The organism is Stenotrophomonas sp. YJH_SMC_94-11, from assembly GCF_059370435.1.
In genome coordinates, this window is sequence record NZ_JCAFTR010000005.1 from 128,729 (window position 1) to 146,133 (window position 17,405).

General features: G+C 68.6%; 14 protein-coding genes. 12 read left to right on the top strand and 2 right to left on the bottom strand.

Features of this window, described 5'->3' with window-relative positions; genetic code table 11:
- The first annotated feature begins 20 nt into the window (after positions 1-20).
- The 8 genes from AC5P74_RS11030 to AC5P74_RS11065 are packed head-to-tail and all read left to right on the top strand — an operon-like array spanning position 21 to position 10,710.
- A complete protein-coding gene (locus AC5P74_RS11030; RefSeq protein ID WP_171958011.1) occupies positions 21-1,655 on the top strand; it encodes a TldD/PmbA family protein in 1,635 nt (544 codons plus the stop codon).
- 21 nt (positions 1,656-1,676) lie between these two features.
- A complete protein-coding gene (locus AC5P74_RS11035) occupies positions 1,677-3,011 on the top strand; it encodes a TldD/PmbA family protein (protein ID WP_061479901.1) in 1,335 nt (444 codons plus the stop codon).
- Complete coding sequence (locus AC5P74_RS11040; protein ID WP_053497967.1) at positions 3,011-3,718, top strand: DUF4159 domain-containing protein; 708 nt, start codon at positions 3,011-3,013, stop codon at positions 3,716-3,718. The genes AC5P74_RS11035 and AC5P74_RS11040 overlap by 1 nt, the downstream gene beginning before the upstream one ends.
- A 16-nt stretch (positions 3,719-3,734) precedes the next feature.
- Complete coding sequence (locus AC5P74_RS11045) at positions 3,735-4,718, top strand: AAA family ATPase (RefSeq protein ID WP_065178689.1); 984 nt, start codon at positions 3,735-3,737, stop codon at positions 4,716-4,718.
- Positions 4,719-4,725: 7 nt separating this feature from the next.
- The gene (locus tag AC5P74_RS11050; RefSeq protein WP_206619830.1) at positions 4,726-5,622 is read left to right on the top strand and encodes a DUF58 domain-containing protein; all 897 of its coding nucleotides are present in this window, start codon (positions 4,726-4,728) and stop codon (positions 5,620-5,622) included.
- Positions 5,619-6,740 carry a BatA domain-containing protein gene (locus tag AC5P74_RS11055; protein ID WP_346607624.1) on the top strand — a complete coding sequence of 374 codons (1,122 nt, stop codon included), beginning with the start codon at positions 5,619-5,621 and terminating at the stop codon, positions 6,738-6,740. Before AC5P74_RS11050 ends, AC5P74_RS11055 begins: the two co-directional genes overlap by 4 nt.
- Positions 6,737-8,905: a hypothetical protein gene (locus AC5P74_RS11060; RefSeq protein WP_346607623.1), complete on the top strand. Its 2,169-nt coding sequence runs from the start codon at positions 6,737-6,739 to the stop codon at positions 8,903-8,905. The genes AC5P74_RS11055 and AC5P74_RS11060 overlap by 4 nt, the downstream gene beginning before the upstream one ends.
- Positions 8,902-10,710 (top strand): amino acid adenylation domain-containing protein, encoded by a 1,809-nt coding sequence (locus AC5P74_RS11065; RefSeq protein ID WP_346607622.1) that lies wholly within the window; start codon positions 8,902-8,904, stop codon positions 10,708-10,710. The genes AC5P74_RS11060 and AC5P74_RS11065 overlap by 4 nt, the downstream gene beginning before the upstream one ends.
- A 110-nt stretch (positions 10,711-10,820) precedes the next feature.
- Here AC5P74_RS11065 and AC5P74_RS11070 read toward each other — a convergent pair whose 3' ends face one another.
- Positions 10,821-11,495, bottom strand: coding sequence for a hypothetical protein (locus AC5P74_RS11070; RefSeq protein WP_053497980.1), 675 nt, complete (start codon positions 11,493-11,495; stop codon positions 10,821-10,823).
- Between the two features lie 40 nt (positions 11,496-11,535).
- Entirely contained in the window at positions 11,536-12,054 is a 519-nt protein-coding gene (locus AC5P74_RS11075) for a hypothetical protein (RefSeq protein WP_061479909.1), read from the bottom strand.
- A gap of 238 nt (positions 12,055-12,292) precedes the next feature.
- On the opposite strand from AC5P74_RS11075, the gene AC5P74_RS11080 reads away from it, so the two are divergent.
- The 4 genes from AC5P74_RS11080 to AC5P74_RS11095 all read left to right on the top strand — a co-directional run bounded on the left by AC5P74_RS11080 (position 12,293) and on the right by AC5P74_RS11095 (position 17,400).
- Positions 12,293-13,393, top strand: coding sequence for a hypothetical protein (locus AC5P74_RS11080; protein ID WP_346607621.1), 1,101 nt, complete (start codon positions 12,293-12,295; stop codon positions 13,391-13,393).
- Positions 13,394-13,490: 97 nt separating this feature from the next.
- Positions 13,491-15,980, top strand: coding sequence for a DEAD/DEAH box helicase (locus AC5P74_RS11085; RefSeq protein ID WP_188239590.1), 2,490 nt, complete (start codon positions 13,491-13,493; stop codon positions 15,978-15,980).
- On the top strand, positions 15,977-17,005 hold the full coding sequence (locus AC5P74_RS11090) for a ribonuclease H-like domain-containing protein (protein ID WP_329842721.1): 1,029 nt from the start codon (positions 15,977-15,979) through the stop codon (positions 17,003-17,005). The genes AC5P74_RS11085 and AC5P74_RS11090 overlap by 4 nt, the downstream gene beginning before the upstream one ends.
- Before the next feature lie 80 nt (positions 17,006-17,085).
- The gene (locus tag AC5P74_RS11095; protein ID WP_171958004.1) at positions 17,086-17,400 is read left to right on the top strand and encodes an I78 family peptidase inhibitor; all 315 of its coding nucleotides are present in this window, start codon (positions 17,086-17,088) and stop codon (positions 17,398-17,400) included.
- The last annotated feature ends 5 nt before the right edge of the window (positions 17,401-17,405 follow it).

Genomic DNA, 17,405 nt, shown 5'->3' on the forward strand with positions numbered 1-17,405 from the left:
CTTCGATATGGAGAGCAGCCTTGCAAAGACGTGACTTCCTGGCCCTGACCGGGCTTACCGCGGGCGGGCTGATCGTGCCCTCCTTCTTCGGCAAGGTGATCGCCGCCGAGCAACTGCAGTCCAGCCTCGACCCGGCGTTGAAGAAGCGCCTGGCCGACGCCGCTCTGCAGGCCGCACGCAGCGCCGGTGCCACTTACTGCGACGTGCGTATCGGCCGCTACCTGCGGCAGTTCGTGATCACCCGCGAAGACAAGGTGCAGAACGTGGTGAACACCGAGTCCACCGGCGTCGGCATCCGCGTGATCGTCAACGGCGCCTGGGGCTTCGCCGCCACCAACGCACTGGGTACCGCCGACGTGGCCAGGGCCGCGCAGCAGGCGGCGGCGATCGCCAAGGCCAATGCCGGCGTGCAGACCGCACCGGTGCAGCTGGCCAAGGCACCGGGCGTGGGTGAGGTGAGCTGGCGCACGCCGATCCGCAAGAATGCGATGGAGGTGCCGATCAAGGACAAGGTCGGCCTGCTGCTGGACGTCAACGCCGCCGCAATGGGCGCCGGTGCCAGCTTCGTCAACTCGATGCTGTTCCTGGTCAACGAGCAGAAGTACTTCGCCTCCACCGATGGCTCCTACATCGACCAGGACGTGCACCGCATCTGGGCGCCGATGACGGTCACCGCCATCGACAAGAGCAGCGGCAAGTTCCGCACCCGATCGGGCCTGTCCTCGCCGATGGGCCTGGGCTACGAATACCTGGACGGCGCCGCCGCGGGCAAGGTGGTCAGCCCGAATGGCGTGGTCAACTACAGTTCTTCCTACGACATGAAGGAAGACGCCATCGCCGCCGCCCGGCAGGCGCAGGAAAAGCTGAAGGCACCGTCGGTGAAGCCGGGCAAGTACGACCTGGTGCTCGACCCGTCGCACACCTGGCTGACCATCCACGAGTCGATTGGGCACCCGCTGGAACTGGACCGCGTGCTCGGCTACGAAGCCAACTACGCCGGCACCAGCTTCGCCACCCTGGACAAGCGCGAACAGCGTTTCCAGTATGGCAGCGAGCTGGTCAACATCTTCGCCGACAAGACCCAGCCAGGCAGCCTCGGCGCAGTGGCATACGACGACGAAGGCGTGAAGTGCAAGCGCTGGGACCTGATCAGCAACGGCAAGCTGGTGGACTACCAGACCATCCGCGACCAGGCCCACATCCTCGGCAAGACCGAGTCCGACGGCTGCTGCTATGCCGACTCGTGGTCCAGCGTGCAGTTCCAGCGCATGGCCAACGTGTCGATGGCACCGGGCAAGAAGCCGCTGAGCGTGCCGGACCTGATCAAGGACGTGGAGAACGGCATCTACATCATCGGTGACGGTTCGTTCTCGATCGACCAGCAGCGCTACAACGCGCAGTTCGGCGGCCAGCTGTTCTACGAGATCAAGAACGGCCAGATCACCCGCATGCTGGAAGACGTGGCCTACCAGATCCGCACGCCGGAGTTCTGGAACGCCTGTACCGCCGTGGCCGACGAGCGTGACTACCGCCTGGGCGGTTCGTTCTTCGACGGCAAGGGCCAGCCGGGACAGGTCTCGGCGGTCTCGCACGGTTCGTCGACCGCGCGCTTCAACGGCATCAACGTCATCAACACCGCACGCAGCCTCGGCTGACCGGTCAGGAGCCCTTACACCATGAGTATCTTCACCGAAGCCCAGGCCAAGGCCATCCTCGACAAGGTCATCGCCCTGTCCAAGGCCGACGAGTGCACCGCCGTGCTGGCCGGCGCGATCAGCGGCAACATCCGTTTCGCGCTGAACAATGTCTCCACCAGTGGCATCGTCGACAACACCGAGCTGGCGGTCACCGTCGCCTTCGGCAAGCGCGTCGGCACTGCCTCGATCAACGAGTTCGACGACGCCGCGCTGGAACGCGTGGTACGCCGTGCCGAAGACCTGGCCCGCCTGGCCCCGGAGAACCCGGAGTTCATGCCGGCCATCGGCAAGCAGAGCTACCGCGCCAGCCCGACCTTCAGCGAATCCACCGCCGCGATCGATCCAGCCTTCCGTGCCAAGGTTGCTGCCGATTCGATCGCCCCGTGCCGCGGCCACGGCCTGGTCGCCGCCGGCTTCCTGGAGGACGGCCAGGGCTTCCAGGCCACCGCCAACAGCAACGGCAACTTCGCTTACCAGCGCACCACCAACTTCGATTACACCTGCACTGTGCGCACCGAAGATGGCCGCGGTTCGGGCTGGGTCGGCCGCAACCTGAAGGACGCGGCGGACTTCAAGGCTGACCAGGACATCCGCATCGCCATGCGCAAGGCCACCGAATCGGCCGAAGCCAAGGCACTGGAACCGGGCAAGTACACGGTCATCCTGGAGCCGGCCGCAGCGGCAGGCCTGATCAGCTTCATGATGAATTTCTTCAGTGCACGCTCGGCCGATGAAGGCCGCAGCTTCCTGTCGAAGAAGGGCGGCGGCAACAAGCTGGGCGAGCAGGTCTACGATCCGCGCGTGACCATGATCGCCGACCCGTGGCATCCGGATGCACCGGTGCTGCCGTGGGACAACGAAGGGCTGCCGCGCGAACGCATGGCCATCATCGAGAACGGCAGGATCGCCAATCTGGACTACTCGCGCTTCTGGGCGCAGAAGCAGGGCAAGACCGCCAAGGCCTCGCCGGGCAACCTGCTGATGAGCGGTGGCGACAAGAGCACCGCCGAGCTGGTGCGCGGCACCCAGAAGGGCATCCTGGTCACGCGTACCTGGTACATCCGCATGGTCGATCCGCAGACCGTGCTGCTGACCGGCCTGACCCGCGACGGCACCTTCTACATCGAGAACGGCCAGATCAAGCATCCGGTGAAGAACTTCCGCTTCAACGAGTCGCCGGTGATCATGCTCAACAACATCGAAGAGCTGGGCAAGCCGGTGCGTGTGGCCGGTGATGAATCCAGCTACGTGATGATGATCCCGCCGATGAAGCTGCGCGATTTCACCTTCACCTCGCTGTCCGACGCGGTCTGATGGATCGCCGGGCCTGCCTGCGCTGGTTGGCCGCTGCCGCTTCGGCGGCGGCGCTGCCGGCCTGGGCACAGGCAGGCCCGCGCAGTTCGCGCTACGACTTCTGGTTCACCCGCCTGCAGTACGACTCCGGTGACTGGGACGTGGACGCGCGCATGCCATCCAACCTGATCACCTCGCTGATCGACTACACATCGCTGCGCGTGGACCCGCAGGAACACGTGGTGGCCCTGGCCGACCCGCGCATGCTGGAAGCGCCGTTCTGCTACCTGGCCGGGCACACGATGGTGGAGTTCAACGCCGCCGAACGGCAGAACTTCGTGCGCTACGTGCGCAATGGCGGCTTCGTCTTCGTCGATGACTGCAACCATGACATCGACGGGCTGTTCGCCACCTCGTTCGAGGCACAGATGGGCCGCCTGTTCGGTCCGAAGGCATTGCAGAAACTGCCCAACAGCCACGCGCTGTACCGTAGTTTCTTCCGCTTCCCGGACGGTCCGCCCGCCACCAGCTTCGAACTCAACGGCTGGGGCGACGACCTGGTGCACGACTATCTGAAGGGCATCGAGGTCGATGGTCGGCTGGGCCTGCTCTACAGCAACAAGGACTATGGCTGCGAGTGGGACTACGACTGGCGCAACAAGCGCTTCCTGGCCGAAGACAACACCCGCTTTGGCGTCAACATCGTGATGTACGCGTTGAACAATTGACAGGACCTGCACGCCCATGAATTCCTCCGACCTCGATTCCCTGCTGCCGCGCCTGGATGAACTGCGCGCCGCGCTCGCACGCGCGGTGGTGGGCCAGCACACCGTGGTCGAGCAGCTGCTGATCGGCCTGCTGGCCGGCGGCCACTGCCTGCTGGAAGGTGCGCCCGGGCTCGGCAAGACCCTGCTGGTACGCTCGCTCGGCCAGGCATTGGAACTGCAGTTCCGGCGCGTGCAGTTCACCCCCGACCTGATGCCCAGTGACATCCTCGGCACCGAGCTGCTGGAGGAAGACCATGGCACCGGCCATCGCCATTTCCGCTTCCAGCAGGGCCCGATCTTCACCCACCTGCTGCTGGCCGACGAACTCAACCGCACCCCGCCCAAGACCCAGGCCGCACTGCTGGAGGCAATGCAGGAACGCACCGTCAGCTACGCCGGAACCACCTACGCGCTGCCCGCGCCGTTCTTCGTGCTGGCCACGCAGAACCCGATCGAGCAGGCCGGCACGTACCCGCTGCCAGAAGCACAGCTGGACCGCTTCCTGCTGCACGTGCTGGTGGATTACCCCAGCGAAGACGAGGAGCGGCGGATCCTGGAACAGACCACCGGCGGTGCCACCGACGCGGTGCCGAAAGTGATGGATGCCGAGGCGGTGATCGCCCTGCAGGCGGCTGTGCGGCAGGTGCATGTCAGCCCCGACGTGCTGGCCTGGATCACCCGCCTGGTGCGCGCCAGCCGGCCAGGCGAAGGCGCCCCGGCGGCGATCAACCAATGGGTGAAGTGGGGCGCCGGTCCGCGCGCCGGCCAGTCGCTGGTGCTCGCGGCAAAAGCGCGCGCACTGCTGCAGGGCCGCTTCGCCGCCACCCGCGAGGACGTGCAGGCACTGGCCGCACCGGTGATGCGCCATCGCCTGCTGCTGTCGTTCGCCGCCGAGGCCGAGCAGAAGCGTGCCGACGACGTGGTCGCCGCCCTGCTGCAGGCCGTGCCGTTCCCGGGTTGAGCCACGCGTGAACGCCGGTACCCCGCTGACCTTGCCTCCGGAACTGCGTGCGCGCCTGCGCCTGCTGCGGCTGCGGCCGCGCCTGGCCAGCGGCGCCAGTGGCATCGGCCAGCACGCCAGCCGCAGCCGCGGTGCCGGCCTCGAGTTCGCCCAGTACCGGGCCTACGAACCGGGCGACGAGCTGCGCCAGATCGACTGGAAGCTGTACGCGCGTTCGGACCGCTTCTTCGTGCGCGAATCCGAACGCGAAAGCCCGATCACGGTCTGGCTGTTGCTCGATGCTACCGCCTCGGCCGGCCAGGCCGATCGCGCGGCACCGCAGCGCACGCGCCTGGATCACATGCGCGGCGTGGCCGCCTGCGTGGTGGAACTGGCGCTGCAGCAGGGCGACCGTTTCGGCCTGCTGGCGATCAATGGCGATGGACTGCAGTTGGTGCCCGCAGCGAACGGCGCACGCCAGCGTGACCGCGTGCATCTGCAACTGCATGCCCTGCATGCGCGCGGCGGCTGGCCCGTGGCCGATCGCCTGCGCCCGCTGTGGGAGCGTGTGCGTCCGGGCGACCTGCTGCTGGCGATTGGTGATGGCTTCGACGCGGCCTGCATCGTGCTGCTGGAGCAACTGGCCAGCGCACGCCGTGAAGTGGCACTGCTGCAGATCCTCACCGCCGACGAGCGCGATTTCCCGTTCGACGCCGGCCATCGCTTCCGCGATCCGGAAACGGGCGAGGAACTGCTGGGCGATGGCGCGGCGATCCGCGCCGATTACCTGCAGCGCTTCGCCGACGCACGCAACGCATTGCAGTCGCGCCTGCAGGCCAGCGGCATCGCCAGTGCCACTGGCTGGCTCGACCAGCCGCTGGATCATCCACTGCAGGTGCTGTTCGGTCGTGGGGGCGGTGCATGACCCTGCTGTTCCCGTTGGGCCTGGCCGCGCTCGCTGCGTGGTTGCTGCCGCTGCTGATCCATCTGGCCCGGCGCCATCCGTACACGCCGCTGGATTTCGCCGCGCTGCGCTGGCTGCGTGCACAGATCCGCCCGCGCCAGCGCATCCGTTTCGATGACTGGCCTTTGCTGCTGGTGCGCCTGTTGCTGCTGGCTGCATTGGCCATGCTGCTGGCGCGCCCTGCGTTGGTCGGCCCTGCCCCGGTCCCCACTGCCTGGACGGTAGTGGCTCCCGGACTGGACGCGACCGCACTGCGCGGCACCGCCGAAGCGGGCAACTGGCACTGGCTGGCGCCCGGCTTCCCCAGCATCGATCAGGCAACGCCGGCATCCAGCGCATCGCTGCCCAGCCTGTTGCGTGAGCTGGATGCACAGCTGCCCGCCGGCACCGCGTTGACCGTGCACGTTCCCGATCCCCTGCCCGGTCTGGATGGCGCCCGCCTGCAGCTGTCGCGCGAAGTGCAGTGGCGGCCGCGACCGATACCGGCCACTCCGCAACCGAGTGCCGCGACGATGCCGCGTCTGCGCGTGCACAGCGATGCGCCGGCCGCCGCCCAGCACTGGGTGAACGCACTGCAGCGCGCGTGGGGCATGCAGGCGCCGCCCGCTCCTCTGTCGGTTGATGCCCTGCCCGAACGCGGCGAGATCGGCGTATGGAGCCGCAGCGATGCACTGCCGGCGAGCTGGCAGGCGTGGCTGCGCGACGGCGGTCGTGCAGTGAGCGCCGGCAAGCCTGCTCGCGGCGCCGGCATCCTGCTGCGCAACGCCGACGGCACACCACTGCTGTGGCAGCAGCGCATCGGCCACGGCGTCCTGCTGTCACTACCCGGCGACTGGGATGCCTCAGGCAACGCTGCGCTGCGCGACCCGCAGTTGCCGCGTGCCCTGCTGCTGGCCCTGCAACCGCCAGCGTCACCGCGCCTCGGCGATGCACAGGACCAGGCACCACGCCGGGCCGCACTGCCCGCCATAGCGCCCCCAGCGCGTGAGCCAACCACGTGGTTGCTGCTGGTCATCGTGGTGCTGTTCGCGCTGGAGCGCTGGGTGGCCAGTAGTCGCCGGCGCAGGGGGGCCGCATGAACACCCTGCAGTACGCCTGGCAACGCGCACGCCGTCGCCGTGCACTCGTTACCCTGCTGCTGGGCCTGCCGTGGGCGCTGGCCGCGACGACGCTGGCGCTGCGCCTGGCGGGCTTCGATATCGCCTGCGTGGTCGGCACGGTCAGCGTGCTCGCCTGCGCAGCGCTCGCCACGGCACGTGCCCGCCAGCTGGACCCACAGTGGGTGCAGCGTCAGCTCGATGCCGGCGGTGCCAGCGAGGACAGTGCCGACCTGCTGTTCGCCGATATGGCAACGCTCAATCCGCTGCAGCAGCGCCAGCGCGCGCATGTGCTGGCCACGCTGGAGCGCGCGACACCGGACCTGCGTCCGCGCTGGCCGCGCAGGGCGTTGGCCCTGAGCTGGGTCGCAGGCCTGGCGATCACTGCGCTGGCATTCGGCTGGCCACGTTCCGGCCCCGGCTCCGCGCCGGCCCGCACATCGGCGCCTGTCAGCACGGCTGCCGCCGGCCCGCTGCACCTTCAGTCCACCCGCCTGCGGATCGACGCACCGGCCTATACCGGCCAGGCCACGCGCACCCAGAACGCGTTGGATGCCAAGGTCGCCGCGGACAGCCGGCTGTCGTGGTCGTTGCGCTTCGATCGCGCGCCGGACAAGGCATGGCTGCAGTTCCACGACGGCCGCCGGCTGCCGCTGAGCGAGCAGGATGGGCAGTGGCTGGCGCAGGATGTGGCGCGCGTGCCTGTGCTGTACCGCGTGGTGAGCGAACCTGCACTGGCCCAAACCCACCTGCATCGCCTGGATGTGGTCGCTGATCGTGCGCCCAGCGTGCGCGTGCTGGAGCCCGCCGCGACCCTGGTGCTGGGCACGCCCGGGCAACGCCAGTGGTCGTTGCGCTTCGAAGCCAGCGATGACTACGCCGTGGCCACGCAGGCAACGCTGTCGATCACCATTACCCGGGGCAGCGGCGAGAACATCACCTTCGTTCGCCGCAGTGTCGGCCTCACCGGCAGCGGCAAAGCGACTGCACGGCGTTTCGCGTACACCCTCGACCTGGCTGCGCTGGGCGCGCAGCCCGGCAGCGATGTCATCGCCCAGCTGGAAGTACGCGACAACCACGCGCCAACACCGCAGGCCGGGCGCAGCAGCAGCGTGATCCTGCGCCTGCCCAGCGCCGAGGTTGCACTCGGTGCTGAACTGGAAGGCCGCATCAAGAAGACGCTGCCGGCCTACTTCCGCAGCCAGCGGCAGATCATCATCGATGCCGAAGCGCTGATCCGGCAGCGACGCAGCCTCGCTGCCGAGGACTTCGTGAAGCGCAGCGATGCGATCGGTGTCGACCAGCGCATCCTGCGCCTGCGCTACGGCCAGTTCCTGGGTGAGGAAAGCGAAGGCGCACCGAAGCCGCCGCCGACCAGCGACCTGCCCACCAGCGATGCGCCAGCTGCAGGCAGCCACGACGACGAGCACGAGCACGACCATGGCACCGAGGCCGGGGCACACGATGAGCATGGCCACGATCACGGCGGCAAGGCGTCCAATGCCGATTCGCCACCGGTGTTCGGCAGCGCCACCGATGTGCTCTCCGAATACGGCCACACCCATGACCATGCCGAGGCCGCGACCCTGCTCGACCCGCAGACCCGGGCCACGCTGAAGGCCGCGCTGGACCAGATGTGGTCGGCCGAAGGCGAGCTGCGCCAGGGCCGGCCAGAGCAGGCGTTGCCATTTGCCTACAAGGCGCTGGGTTTCATCAAGCAGGTGCAGCAGGCCGAACGCATCTATCTGGCCCGGGTCGGGCCAGAGCTGCCACCGATCGATGAAGGCCGTCGCCTCGGCGGTGATCGCGCCGGACTGGCCAGTCGTGAACTGCCGTTGGCCGCCCGAACCCCGCCCGACCGGGCCATCGTTGAAGCCTGGCAGCGCCTCGGTGATGACACCAGCGTGCCCGACCTCGATGCACTCGCTGCCTGGCAGCAGCGCAATGCCGCCTACCTGCCCGATGCGCTGGATCTGGCTGCCGCCATCGAGCAGCTGCGCATCGAGCCCGGTTGCCGCGACTGCCGCCGGCGCCTGCGCGCTCAGTTGTGGCGGGCGCTGCAGCGTCCACTGCCGCAGGCGATGCGGCGCGGTGCCGCCGATGCGATGGGCCAGCGCTACCTGGACGCGCTGGAGGCGCAGCCATGAACCCCTCCGGCCTGAACCTGTGGATCGCCCTGGCACTCGCTGTGATCGTGGCGATCGCCAGCGTTCGCCAGTCGCGCGGCAACACCACGCACCGTGGCCGCCGCTGGGGGGGGATCGGGCTGCAGGTCATCGTCGCCACGCTGCTGTATTTCTGCCTGGTGCCGCCCCCCCGCCAGCAACCCGCAGGCGGGCTGGTTGTGCTCGGAATCGATGCCAGCAGGGCCGGCGCGTTCCCGGCCAGCGAAGGTCCGCTGTGGCTGTTGCCGGAAGCTGCCGATGTGCCCGGCGCAAAGCGCGTACCCGACCTGGCCACCGCGCTGCGGCAGCATCCGGCCTCCACGCTGACGCTGGTTGGTGCCGGCCTGGTCGCGCGTGACCGCGACGCAGTACTGCCACGCGACGTACGTTGGCAGCCGACAGCGACGCCGCGCGGCTGGGTCGCCTTGCAGCCACCGGCCGACGCCGCGCCCGGCGCACGCTTCGAGGTACAGGCACAGGCGCGTGGCGTTGCCCGGGCAAAGGCGGAACTGCTCGACCCGGCCGGCAGCGTGGTCGATCGCGCGGATGTTGCCGAAGACGGCCACGTTCAGTTGAGTGGCATCACCCGCGCCGAAGGCCGCAGCGTATTCCAGCTGCGCCTGCTCGATGCCGACGGCCATGTGGTGGACAGCGCACCGGTGCCGCAGCAGACCCTGCCGGCGGCGCCGTTGCGCCTGCAGGTGCGTGCCAGGGCGCCGGGCCCCGAACTGAAGTACCTGCGCCGCTGGGCAGCCGATGCCGGCATCCGCGTGCAGGTGCAGGCCGATACCGGTGCCGGCCTGAGCGTTGGCGACGGGGCCTTGCCGCTGGACGCGGCGTCGCTGGCGCGCAGCGATCTGCTGCTGCTGGACGAGCGCAGCCTGGCGGCATTGAATGCCGCCCAGCTGGCCGCTGTGCGGCAGGCGCTGCGCGAAGGACTGGGCGTGCTGGTACGCAGTGCGGGCGCCCCTTCGGCCAGCGCGCGCCAACGCCTGCACGATCTGGGCCTGCCGCTGCGGGGTGATGGCAGCAGCCAGGTCCTCGAACTTCCCGGCGACGGCGAGAGCGCGGTCCTCGCCGCACGACGTGGCCCGCTCGCCGCGGGTACGCTGCCGACCGGCTACGGCGAAGAGGCAGACCGCAGTTCGCACGACGCCGCGCTGCCCACACTGGAAGCACTGGCGCTGCAGGTACCTGGCAGCAACGCGCTGCTGCACGATCGCACCGGCAAGGCTGTCGGTGGCTGGCGCGCTACCGGCAAAGGCCGCATCGGCCTGCTGCCCATCACCGACAGCTGGCGCTGGGTACTTGCCGGCCGCGATGACCGCCACGGCGAACTGTGGAGCGGCGTGATTGCCACGCTGGCGCGGGCGCAGGGCAGCGCTGAGGCGTTGTGGTCGCCACAGCCGATCAGCTGGGCGGGCGAACGGCAGGCGCTATGCGGCGTGCAGGCGCCGCTGCAGGCCTTCAACGCACGCGGTGAAGGCACGCCGCTGATCGTCGATGGCGCGACGTCAGACCTGCGCTGCGCGGGCTGGTGGCCGCGCGAGGCGGGCTGGCAGCGCCTGCAGCACGGCGACGCTACCCTCTGGCGCTATGCATTCGACCCGAAGGACGCGCCCGCGCTGCATCAGCAGGCAATGATCGATGCAACCACGCAGGCGCTGGCGGGCAGCTCCCCGGCAACCGCGTCGCTGATGCAACCCGTGCCGGGATCGCGCTGGCCGTGGTGGCTGGCGTTCGTGCTGTGCGCATCGCTGCTGTGGTGGCTGGAGCGACGGCGCTGATCCTGGGGTCAGAACCCTTTCGCCAGCGAAAGGGTTCTGACCCCACCGATCGGATCGCGAACGGCATCCACGCATGGCGTGGATCTACCAGCCCCACCCTCATGCGTCCTTCAACGTTTCCCCGCGCGCCGATACACGCCATTGAAGCGCACGTTCATGCCACCGCATTCGCTGTTGTCGGCCACGATCAGCACCTCACCCAGCGAGTGCACACGCACCCGGCACGTATCCTCGGCGAACTCGACATCGGCACCCTGCGGTGTGGCACGCGCTTCCACCTGGCCCAGGTTCGGCCCATACGGGCGCTGTTCCGGCGTGGGGTTGGCGGAGGGCCAGTAAGCGTCGCCATCCACGTGCAGTTGCCCACCCTGCACGGTGATGCGCAGGCCGTTGTCGCCATCTTTCCAGTGGCCCGTCCAGTCCTGCAGCGTGGGCACGGCCGCCGGCAACGGCTGCAGCTTGCTGCGGTCGACCCAGCCGGCGCTGCCGCCCACCTTGTTCGGGAAGAACGCGCAGCGGTAACGGCCCAGGTCGCGACCGGTCACCACCGTATCGCCGTTGACCACATAGCTGCGCTGGCGGCAGGCCGGTTCGCCCTTGGCGGGGCAGCCCTCCATGTCGCCGAGCAGGTACAGGCGCGGTGCATCAACCACCCGCGCCAGCGCGAACCGGCTCTGTTGGGAGGGGAACGCGCCATTGCGGCAGGCGCCGCCATCGGCGATACCGGACGCGAAGGCGGAGGCCGGCAGCAACGCGGCCAGCAGGCAGAATGAACGCAGGGACATGACAGCATTACTGGTGGGGGAGCCCGCAGGATATACCGGCCTACTTCACTGGCGCTGTGTCGCCGGCATCCTGCTCCTGTGAGAACCGCAGCGCGCGCTGCTGCTGTTCGGCACTGAGCTCTGGGGGTGGCCGCGCCACGGCCGCCTGGATCTGGTCGGGACCGCCGGTGAGTTTGTTGATGCCTTTGGCTGCCGCCAGCACACCCTTGACCACGCCCATCATGATGTAGCCACCGCCCATGCTGACCTGCTCCGGCGATGGCGGTTCGCTCCAGTCGCGGCTGAAGCGGTTATCGCCGAACTTCACCGGGTTCTTGAAGCGGTACAGGTCCAGCGGCTCGTCATCGGGCTTGAGCGCACGCACTTCGCCGAGGGTGGTGACGTTGTCCTGCGGCAAGGTGGTGGAGATCGGTGCGGTGGGGGCAGGCGGCGCATCTTCAGGGGGAACGGGTGCAGGATCGGGCACCGCCACCGGCGCAGCCTGTTGCGCCTGTACGATGCCGGTCAGCAGCATGCCGGCCAGGAGTGCTCCCTGCGTTCCACGTCGTGCCACAGCCATCCACCCTTTGGTTGCGTCCAGCGCCCAAGCATACGGATGCCGGCTTCAGATTTCGTTGGCATCGGCGGGGGCATTCAGGCTGTGTCGCGCATCATCGTTGCGCGGCCCGGACACTGAAGTTTGCAATGAGCTTCATTCCCCCCGTGGGATGGGGACGGCATCCTGCGGGTTTCCCGTCAAGACCCACGCTGATGACAGCTCCCTCCACACGCCTGCCGCGCCGGCAGGTCGCCTGCTGATGTCGCGCGCAGCAGTACTGGTTGGTCTGGCGGTCGTGTGCCTGATGGTCATCGCGGGCGCAGTCGAATGGACGTCACGTGTCCGCGCCGGCATCGCCTCGCTGCGCCGGGGCAGCACGCTGCGGACGCTGGACGCGGACGAACACAGGGCACTGGCACCAGTGCGCGCGTTGACCGGCTGCGACCACGACGACCAGGTGAAGCGGCTGCATGGCGCCTTCGCCGGTGGGACGTGGCGGAACAGCTTCCCGATCGGTGACGGCTTTCTGGGTGGCATTCCCGTGCTGGTGCCAAGACAGGCATGGCCCTACGTCTCGGAAGACAATGAAGCTGAAGTCGTACTGGGTGAGAACGTGGCCATGGTGGTGCGTCTCAATGGCTTCACTATCGCTGCTGCACGGCCGGATGCGGCCACCAGCCGCGTCTGTGGCGAGCGCCTGGAGACCCCCGAAGAAGTTTCGATGCGACGGGGACCCGGCCTGCGCGTTTCCCCGCTGGTGATTGCCGCACTGGCGTTGTGGGCCGCCGCTGGCGCCCCAGGGCTGCTGGCCATGCCGTTGCTCGCCATCGCCGGGCTGGCGGCCTGGCTGGCACTCCCTCGCCGCAACAGCCCCGCGACAGCTCAGCGCGTGCTGCAGGTTCGCGGACGCCTGCGCGCCTACCAACGCACTGCCCAGACATCCCGGGTGTGGTTGCTCGGCAATGACCGGCGTGTGCAGCTTCCAGCGGAATGGGAGCACGCTGCGGCATTCTCCCACGGGCGCTCGATGGTGCTGGAGGTGCGTGCCTGTGATGGATGGGTGTTGGGCGCAGGGACAGCATGGTGCCTCGCCAGCGACCGACGGCACTATCCGCCCACAGGAGGGTCGTGGCATCTGGCATGGCTGGGCCTGCTCCTGTGCGTGCTGGTGTTCGGCACTGGCGGAATGCCACCGCTCCGTCCGGATCCTGCATGGGCGGCTGCCTATGGCTGGGGGGGGCTCGCAGTGCTGGCATCGGGCTGGCACGCGGTGCAGATCGTGGTCTGCACCGTGCAGTTCCTGCTCCGCCGCCGCGCGCTTGACGCGGACATCGCGCAGCGTCCCGCCCCGTGGCACTGAACGGTTCACTCGTTCCCATGCTGGTGTCTCACATCCTGAGACACGGATGTGGTGCCATGTGACCCCTCGCAATCCGTCCCGGCTCCCTCCCTCTTCCATGGCCTACGAACTCGCCAAGCGCACCGCCGATGCCGAGCAGAAGCTCGCCACCCGCGATGGCCTGCCCGCCCGCGACGGCGCCCTGCTCAGCGCGCGCTTGCAGCGCCGCTACCAGGACCGCATCACCGGCAGCTTCGCCATTCCCGGCCGTGAAGGCCGCTACGCGCCCGTTCCCGACTCGGTACCACCGGCGCTGGCCGCTGCACTGAAGGCACGCGGCATCGAGCAGCTCTACAGCCACCAGGCCGAAGCCTGGGAGGCCAGCCAGCGCGGCGAGCACGTGGCCATCGTCACCCCCACCGCCAGCGGCAAGTCGCTGTGCTACACCCTGCCGGTGGTCAGCGCGGCCATGCAGGACAAGGCCAAGGCGCTGTACCTGTTCCCGACCAAGGCACTGGCCCAGGACCAGGTGGCCGAGCTGCTGGAACTCAATCGTGCCGGCGATCTCGGCGTCAAGGCCTTCACCTTCGACGGCGACACCCCCGGCGATGCGCGGCAGGCGATCCGCCTGCATGGCGACATCGTGGTGTCCAACCCGGACATGCTGCACCAGGCCATCCTGCCGCATCACACCAAGTGGGCACAGTTCTTCGAGAACCTGCGCTACATCGTCATCGACGAGGTGCACACCTATCGCGGCGTGTTCGGCAGCCACGTCACCAACGTGCTGCGCCGGCTCAAGCGCATCTGCGCGTTCTACGGCGTGCAACCGCAGTTCATCCTGTGCTCGGCCACCATCGGCAACCCGCAGGCGCATGCGGAAGCGCTGATCGAGGCCCCGGTGACTGCCATCACTGAATCCGGTGCGCCCACCGGGCCGAAGCAGGTGCTGCTGTGGAACCCGCCGGTGATCAACCCCGACCTGGGCCTGCGTGCCTCGGCGCGCTCGCAGAGCAACCGCATCGCCCGCATCGCGATCAAGTCCGGGCTGAAGACCCTGGTGTTCGCGCAGACCCGGTTGATGGTCGAGGTGCTGACCAAGTACCTGAAGGACATCTTCGACCACGACCCGCGCAAGCCGCCCCGCATCCGCGCCTACCGCGGCGGTTATCTGCCGACCGAACGCCGCGAGACCGAGCGTGCGATGCGCGCCGGCAACATCGATGGCATCGTCAGCACCTCGGCGCTGGAACTGGGCGTGGACATCGGCAGCCTGGACGTGGTCATCCTCAATGGCTACCCCGGCAGCGTGGCCGCCACCTGGCAGCGTTTCGGCCGTGCCGGTCGCCGCCAGCAACCCGCACTCGGTGTGATGGTGGCCAGTTCGCAGCCGCTGGACCAGTACGTGGTGCGGCACCCGGACTTCTTCGCCGAAGCCTCGCCCGAACATGCGCGCATTGCGCCAGACCAGCCGCTGATCCTGTTCGACCACATTCGCTGCGCGGCCTTTGAACTGCCGTTCCGGGTCGGCGATGGCTTCGGCCCGATCGACCCGGAAGTGTTCCTGGAAGCGCTGGCCGAAACCGAAGTCATCCACCGCGAAGGCGAGCGCTGGGAATGGATCGCCGACAGTTATCCGGCCAACGCGGTCAGCCTGCGCGCGGTGGCCGATGGCAACTTCGTGGTGGTCGACCGCAGCGACGGCCGCCAGCAGATCATCGCCGAGGTCGATTACTCCGCCGCTGCGCTCACGCTGTATGAAGGCGCCATCCACATGGTGCAGTCCACGCCCTACCAGGTGGAGACGCTCGACTGGGAGGGCCGCAAGGCCTACGTCACCCGCACGCATGTGGATTACTACACCGACAGCATCGACTTCACCAAGCTCAAGGTGCTGGACCGCTTCGATGGTGGCGTGGCCGGGCGCGGTGATTCGCACCATGGCGAAGTGCACGTGGTGCGGCGCGTGGCCGGCTACAAGAAGATCCGCTACTACACCCATGAAAACATCGGCTACGGTCCGGTGAACCTGCCCGACCAGGAACTGCACACCACCGCAGTGTGGTGGCAGCTGCCGCAGGCACTGCTGCTGCGCGCCTTCGCCAGCAGGCAGGATGCGCTCGATGGCTTCCTCGGTGCGGCGTATGCGCTGCACATCGTCGCCACCGTGGCGGTGATGGCCGATGCGCGCGACCTGCAGAAGTCGGTCGGCAACGGCGATGGTTCCTGGTTTGCGATCGCCGACCAGAGCGGCCGTGGCCAGTTGCGCGGCAGCGAGGGTGATCCTGGCGTGGTCGAACTGCTGCAGGAATTCGTGCCCACTGTGTATCTGTATGACAACTTCCCCGGTGGCGTTGGCCTCAGCGAGCCGTTGTGGCAGCGTCAGGCGGAGCTGGTGCAGCGCGCGCGTGAACTGGTGCAACGCTGCGACTGCAAGGCCGGCTGCCCGGCCTGCGTGGGCCCGGTGCTGGCTGCACAGGAAGAGGATGAAACCTCGCCACGCGCGCTGGCATTGCGCGTGCTCGACCTGTTCGACGCCGAGGCCTGCCGGCACGTGCCCGACGTGGTGGCGTCCGCACGCGACCCGATGGAGCTGCTGGCACCGTGAGCCTGAGCCTGGACAAGCTGCGCCTGCTGCGGAAGCAGGCCGGCGACCCTAAAGCGGCCACGCCGGCGGCGTCGGACGTTGCCCCTGCGCCACCGGCACCACCGGCCGCCAACGATGCGCAGCAACCGCCGGCCGAGCGTTCGGTGTTCGCCTGGGTCGAGCAGGAGATCCGCCACAAGCCCACAGGTGCTGCGGCTGCCACATCGGCACACACACCGGCCCAACTGCGGCGGCCGGAAGTGGGCAGCCTGCATCGCCTGCTCGGCATGCGCTCGCGGAGCGGCGCCACGCCGGCACGTGCCAGCGCACAGGATCGCCAGCTGCCGGGCGAGGAAATCGCGCCGGGTCTGTTCCTGATCGAATCGCTGCAACCTCAGCCGATCCCAACTGCCCCGCTGTCGCTGGCCTTCGCCAAGCGCGAAGACCAGCACGTGGCTGCACGCGATCTGCTGTTCTTCGACACCGAGACCACCGGCCTGGCCGGCGGCACCGGCACCCGTGCCTTCATGATCGGCGCGGCCGATTGGCATGTGTGCCCGCAGCGTGGCGAGGGCCTGCGCATCCGCCAGTTGCTGATGGCCACCATGGCCGCCGAGGACGCGATGCTGGCCACCTTTGCCCGCTGGCTGCAACCGTCCACCGTGTTCTGCAGCTACAACGGCCGCAGCTACGATGCGCCGCTGCTGAAGGCGCGCTACCGGCTGGCCCGGCAGCCGGACCCGATCACCGCACTGGACCATGTCGACCTGCTCTACCCCACGCGCCGTCGCTATCGCGGCAGCTGGGGGAACTGCAAGCTGTCCACCATCGAACGCCAGCTGCTGCGCGTGGTGCGCGAGGACGACCTGCCCGGCTCGGAAGCACCCGGTGCATGGCTGCGCTTCCTGCGCGGCGGCGATGCGGTGAACCTGCGCCGGGTGGCCGACCACAACCACCAGGACGTGGTGACCCTGGCCCTGCTGCTGCAGCGGCTGGTGCGCGAGGAACAGCGCGAGCGCGAGACACTGGCGCTGGTCGGGCGGTAATGACACACGGGGCCGCGTTGACATGCCCTGACGGTGGCAGCGGTGACACTGCCACCACCATCCACGCCTGGAGCCCGACGATGCGCCTCAATCCGCTTGCCCTGCTTGCCATTCTGCCACTGGCCGCCTGCAGTCACGCCGGCGGCAGCACCGCCCCCGATCCCACGCCGGCGCCCGTGGCCGACGCCGCGCACGAATGCAGGCCGGAGGCGCTCGAGGCCTTCACCGGCAAGACGGCTGACGAAGCCACCATCAAGAAGCTGGTGGCCGCCAGCGGCGCGCGCGGTGCACGGGTGGTCAAGCCGGGCATGGCGGTGACCATGGACTTCCGCCAGGACCGCGTGACGGTGCAGGTGGATGCGCAGAACCGGATCGAGCGCGCCAGCTGCGGTTGATCGCC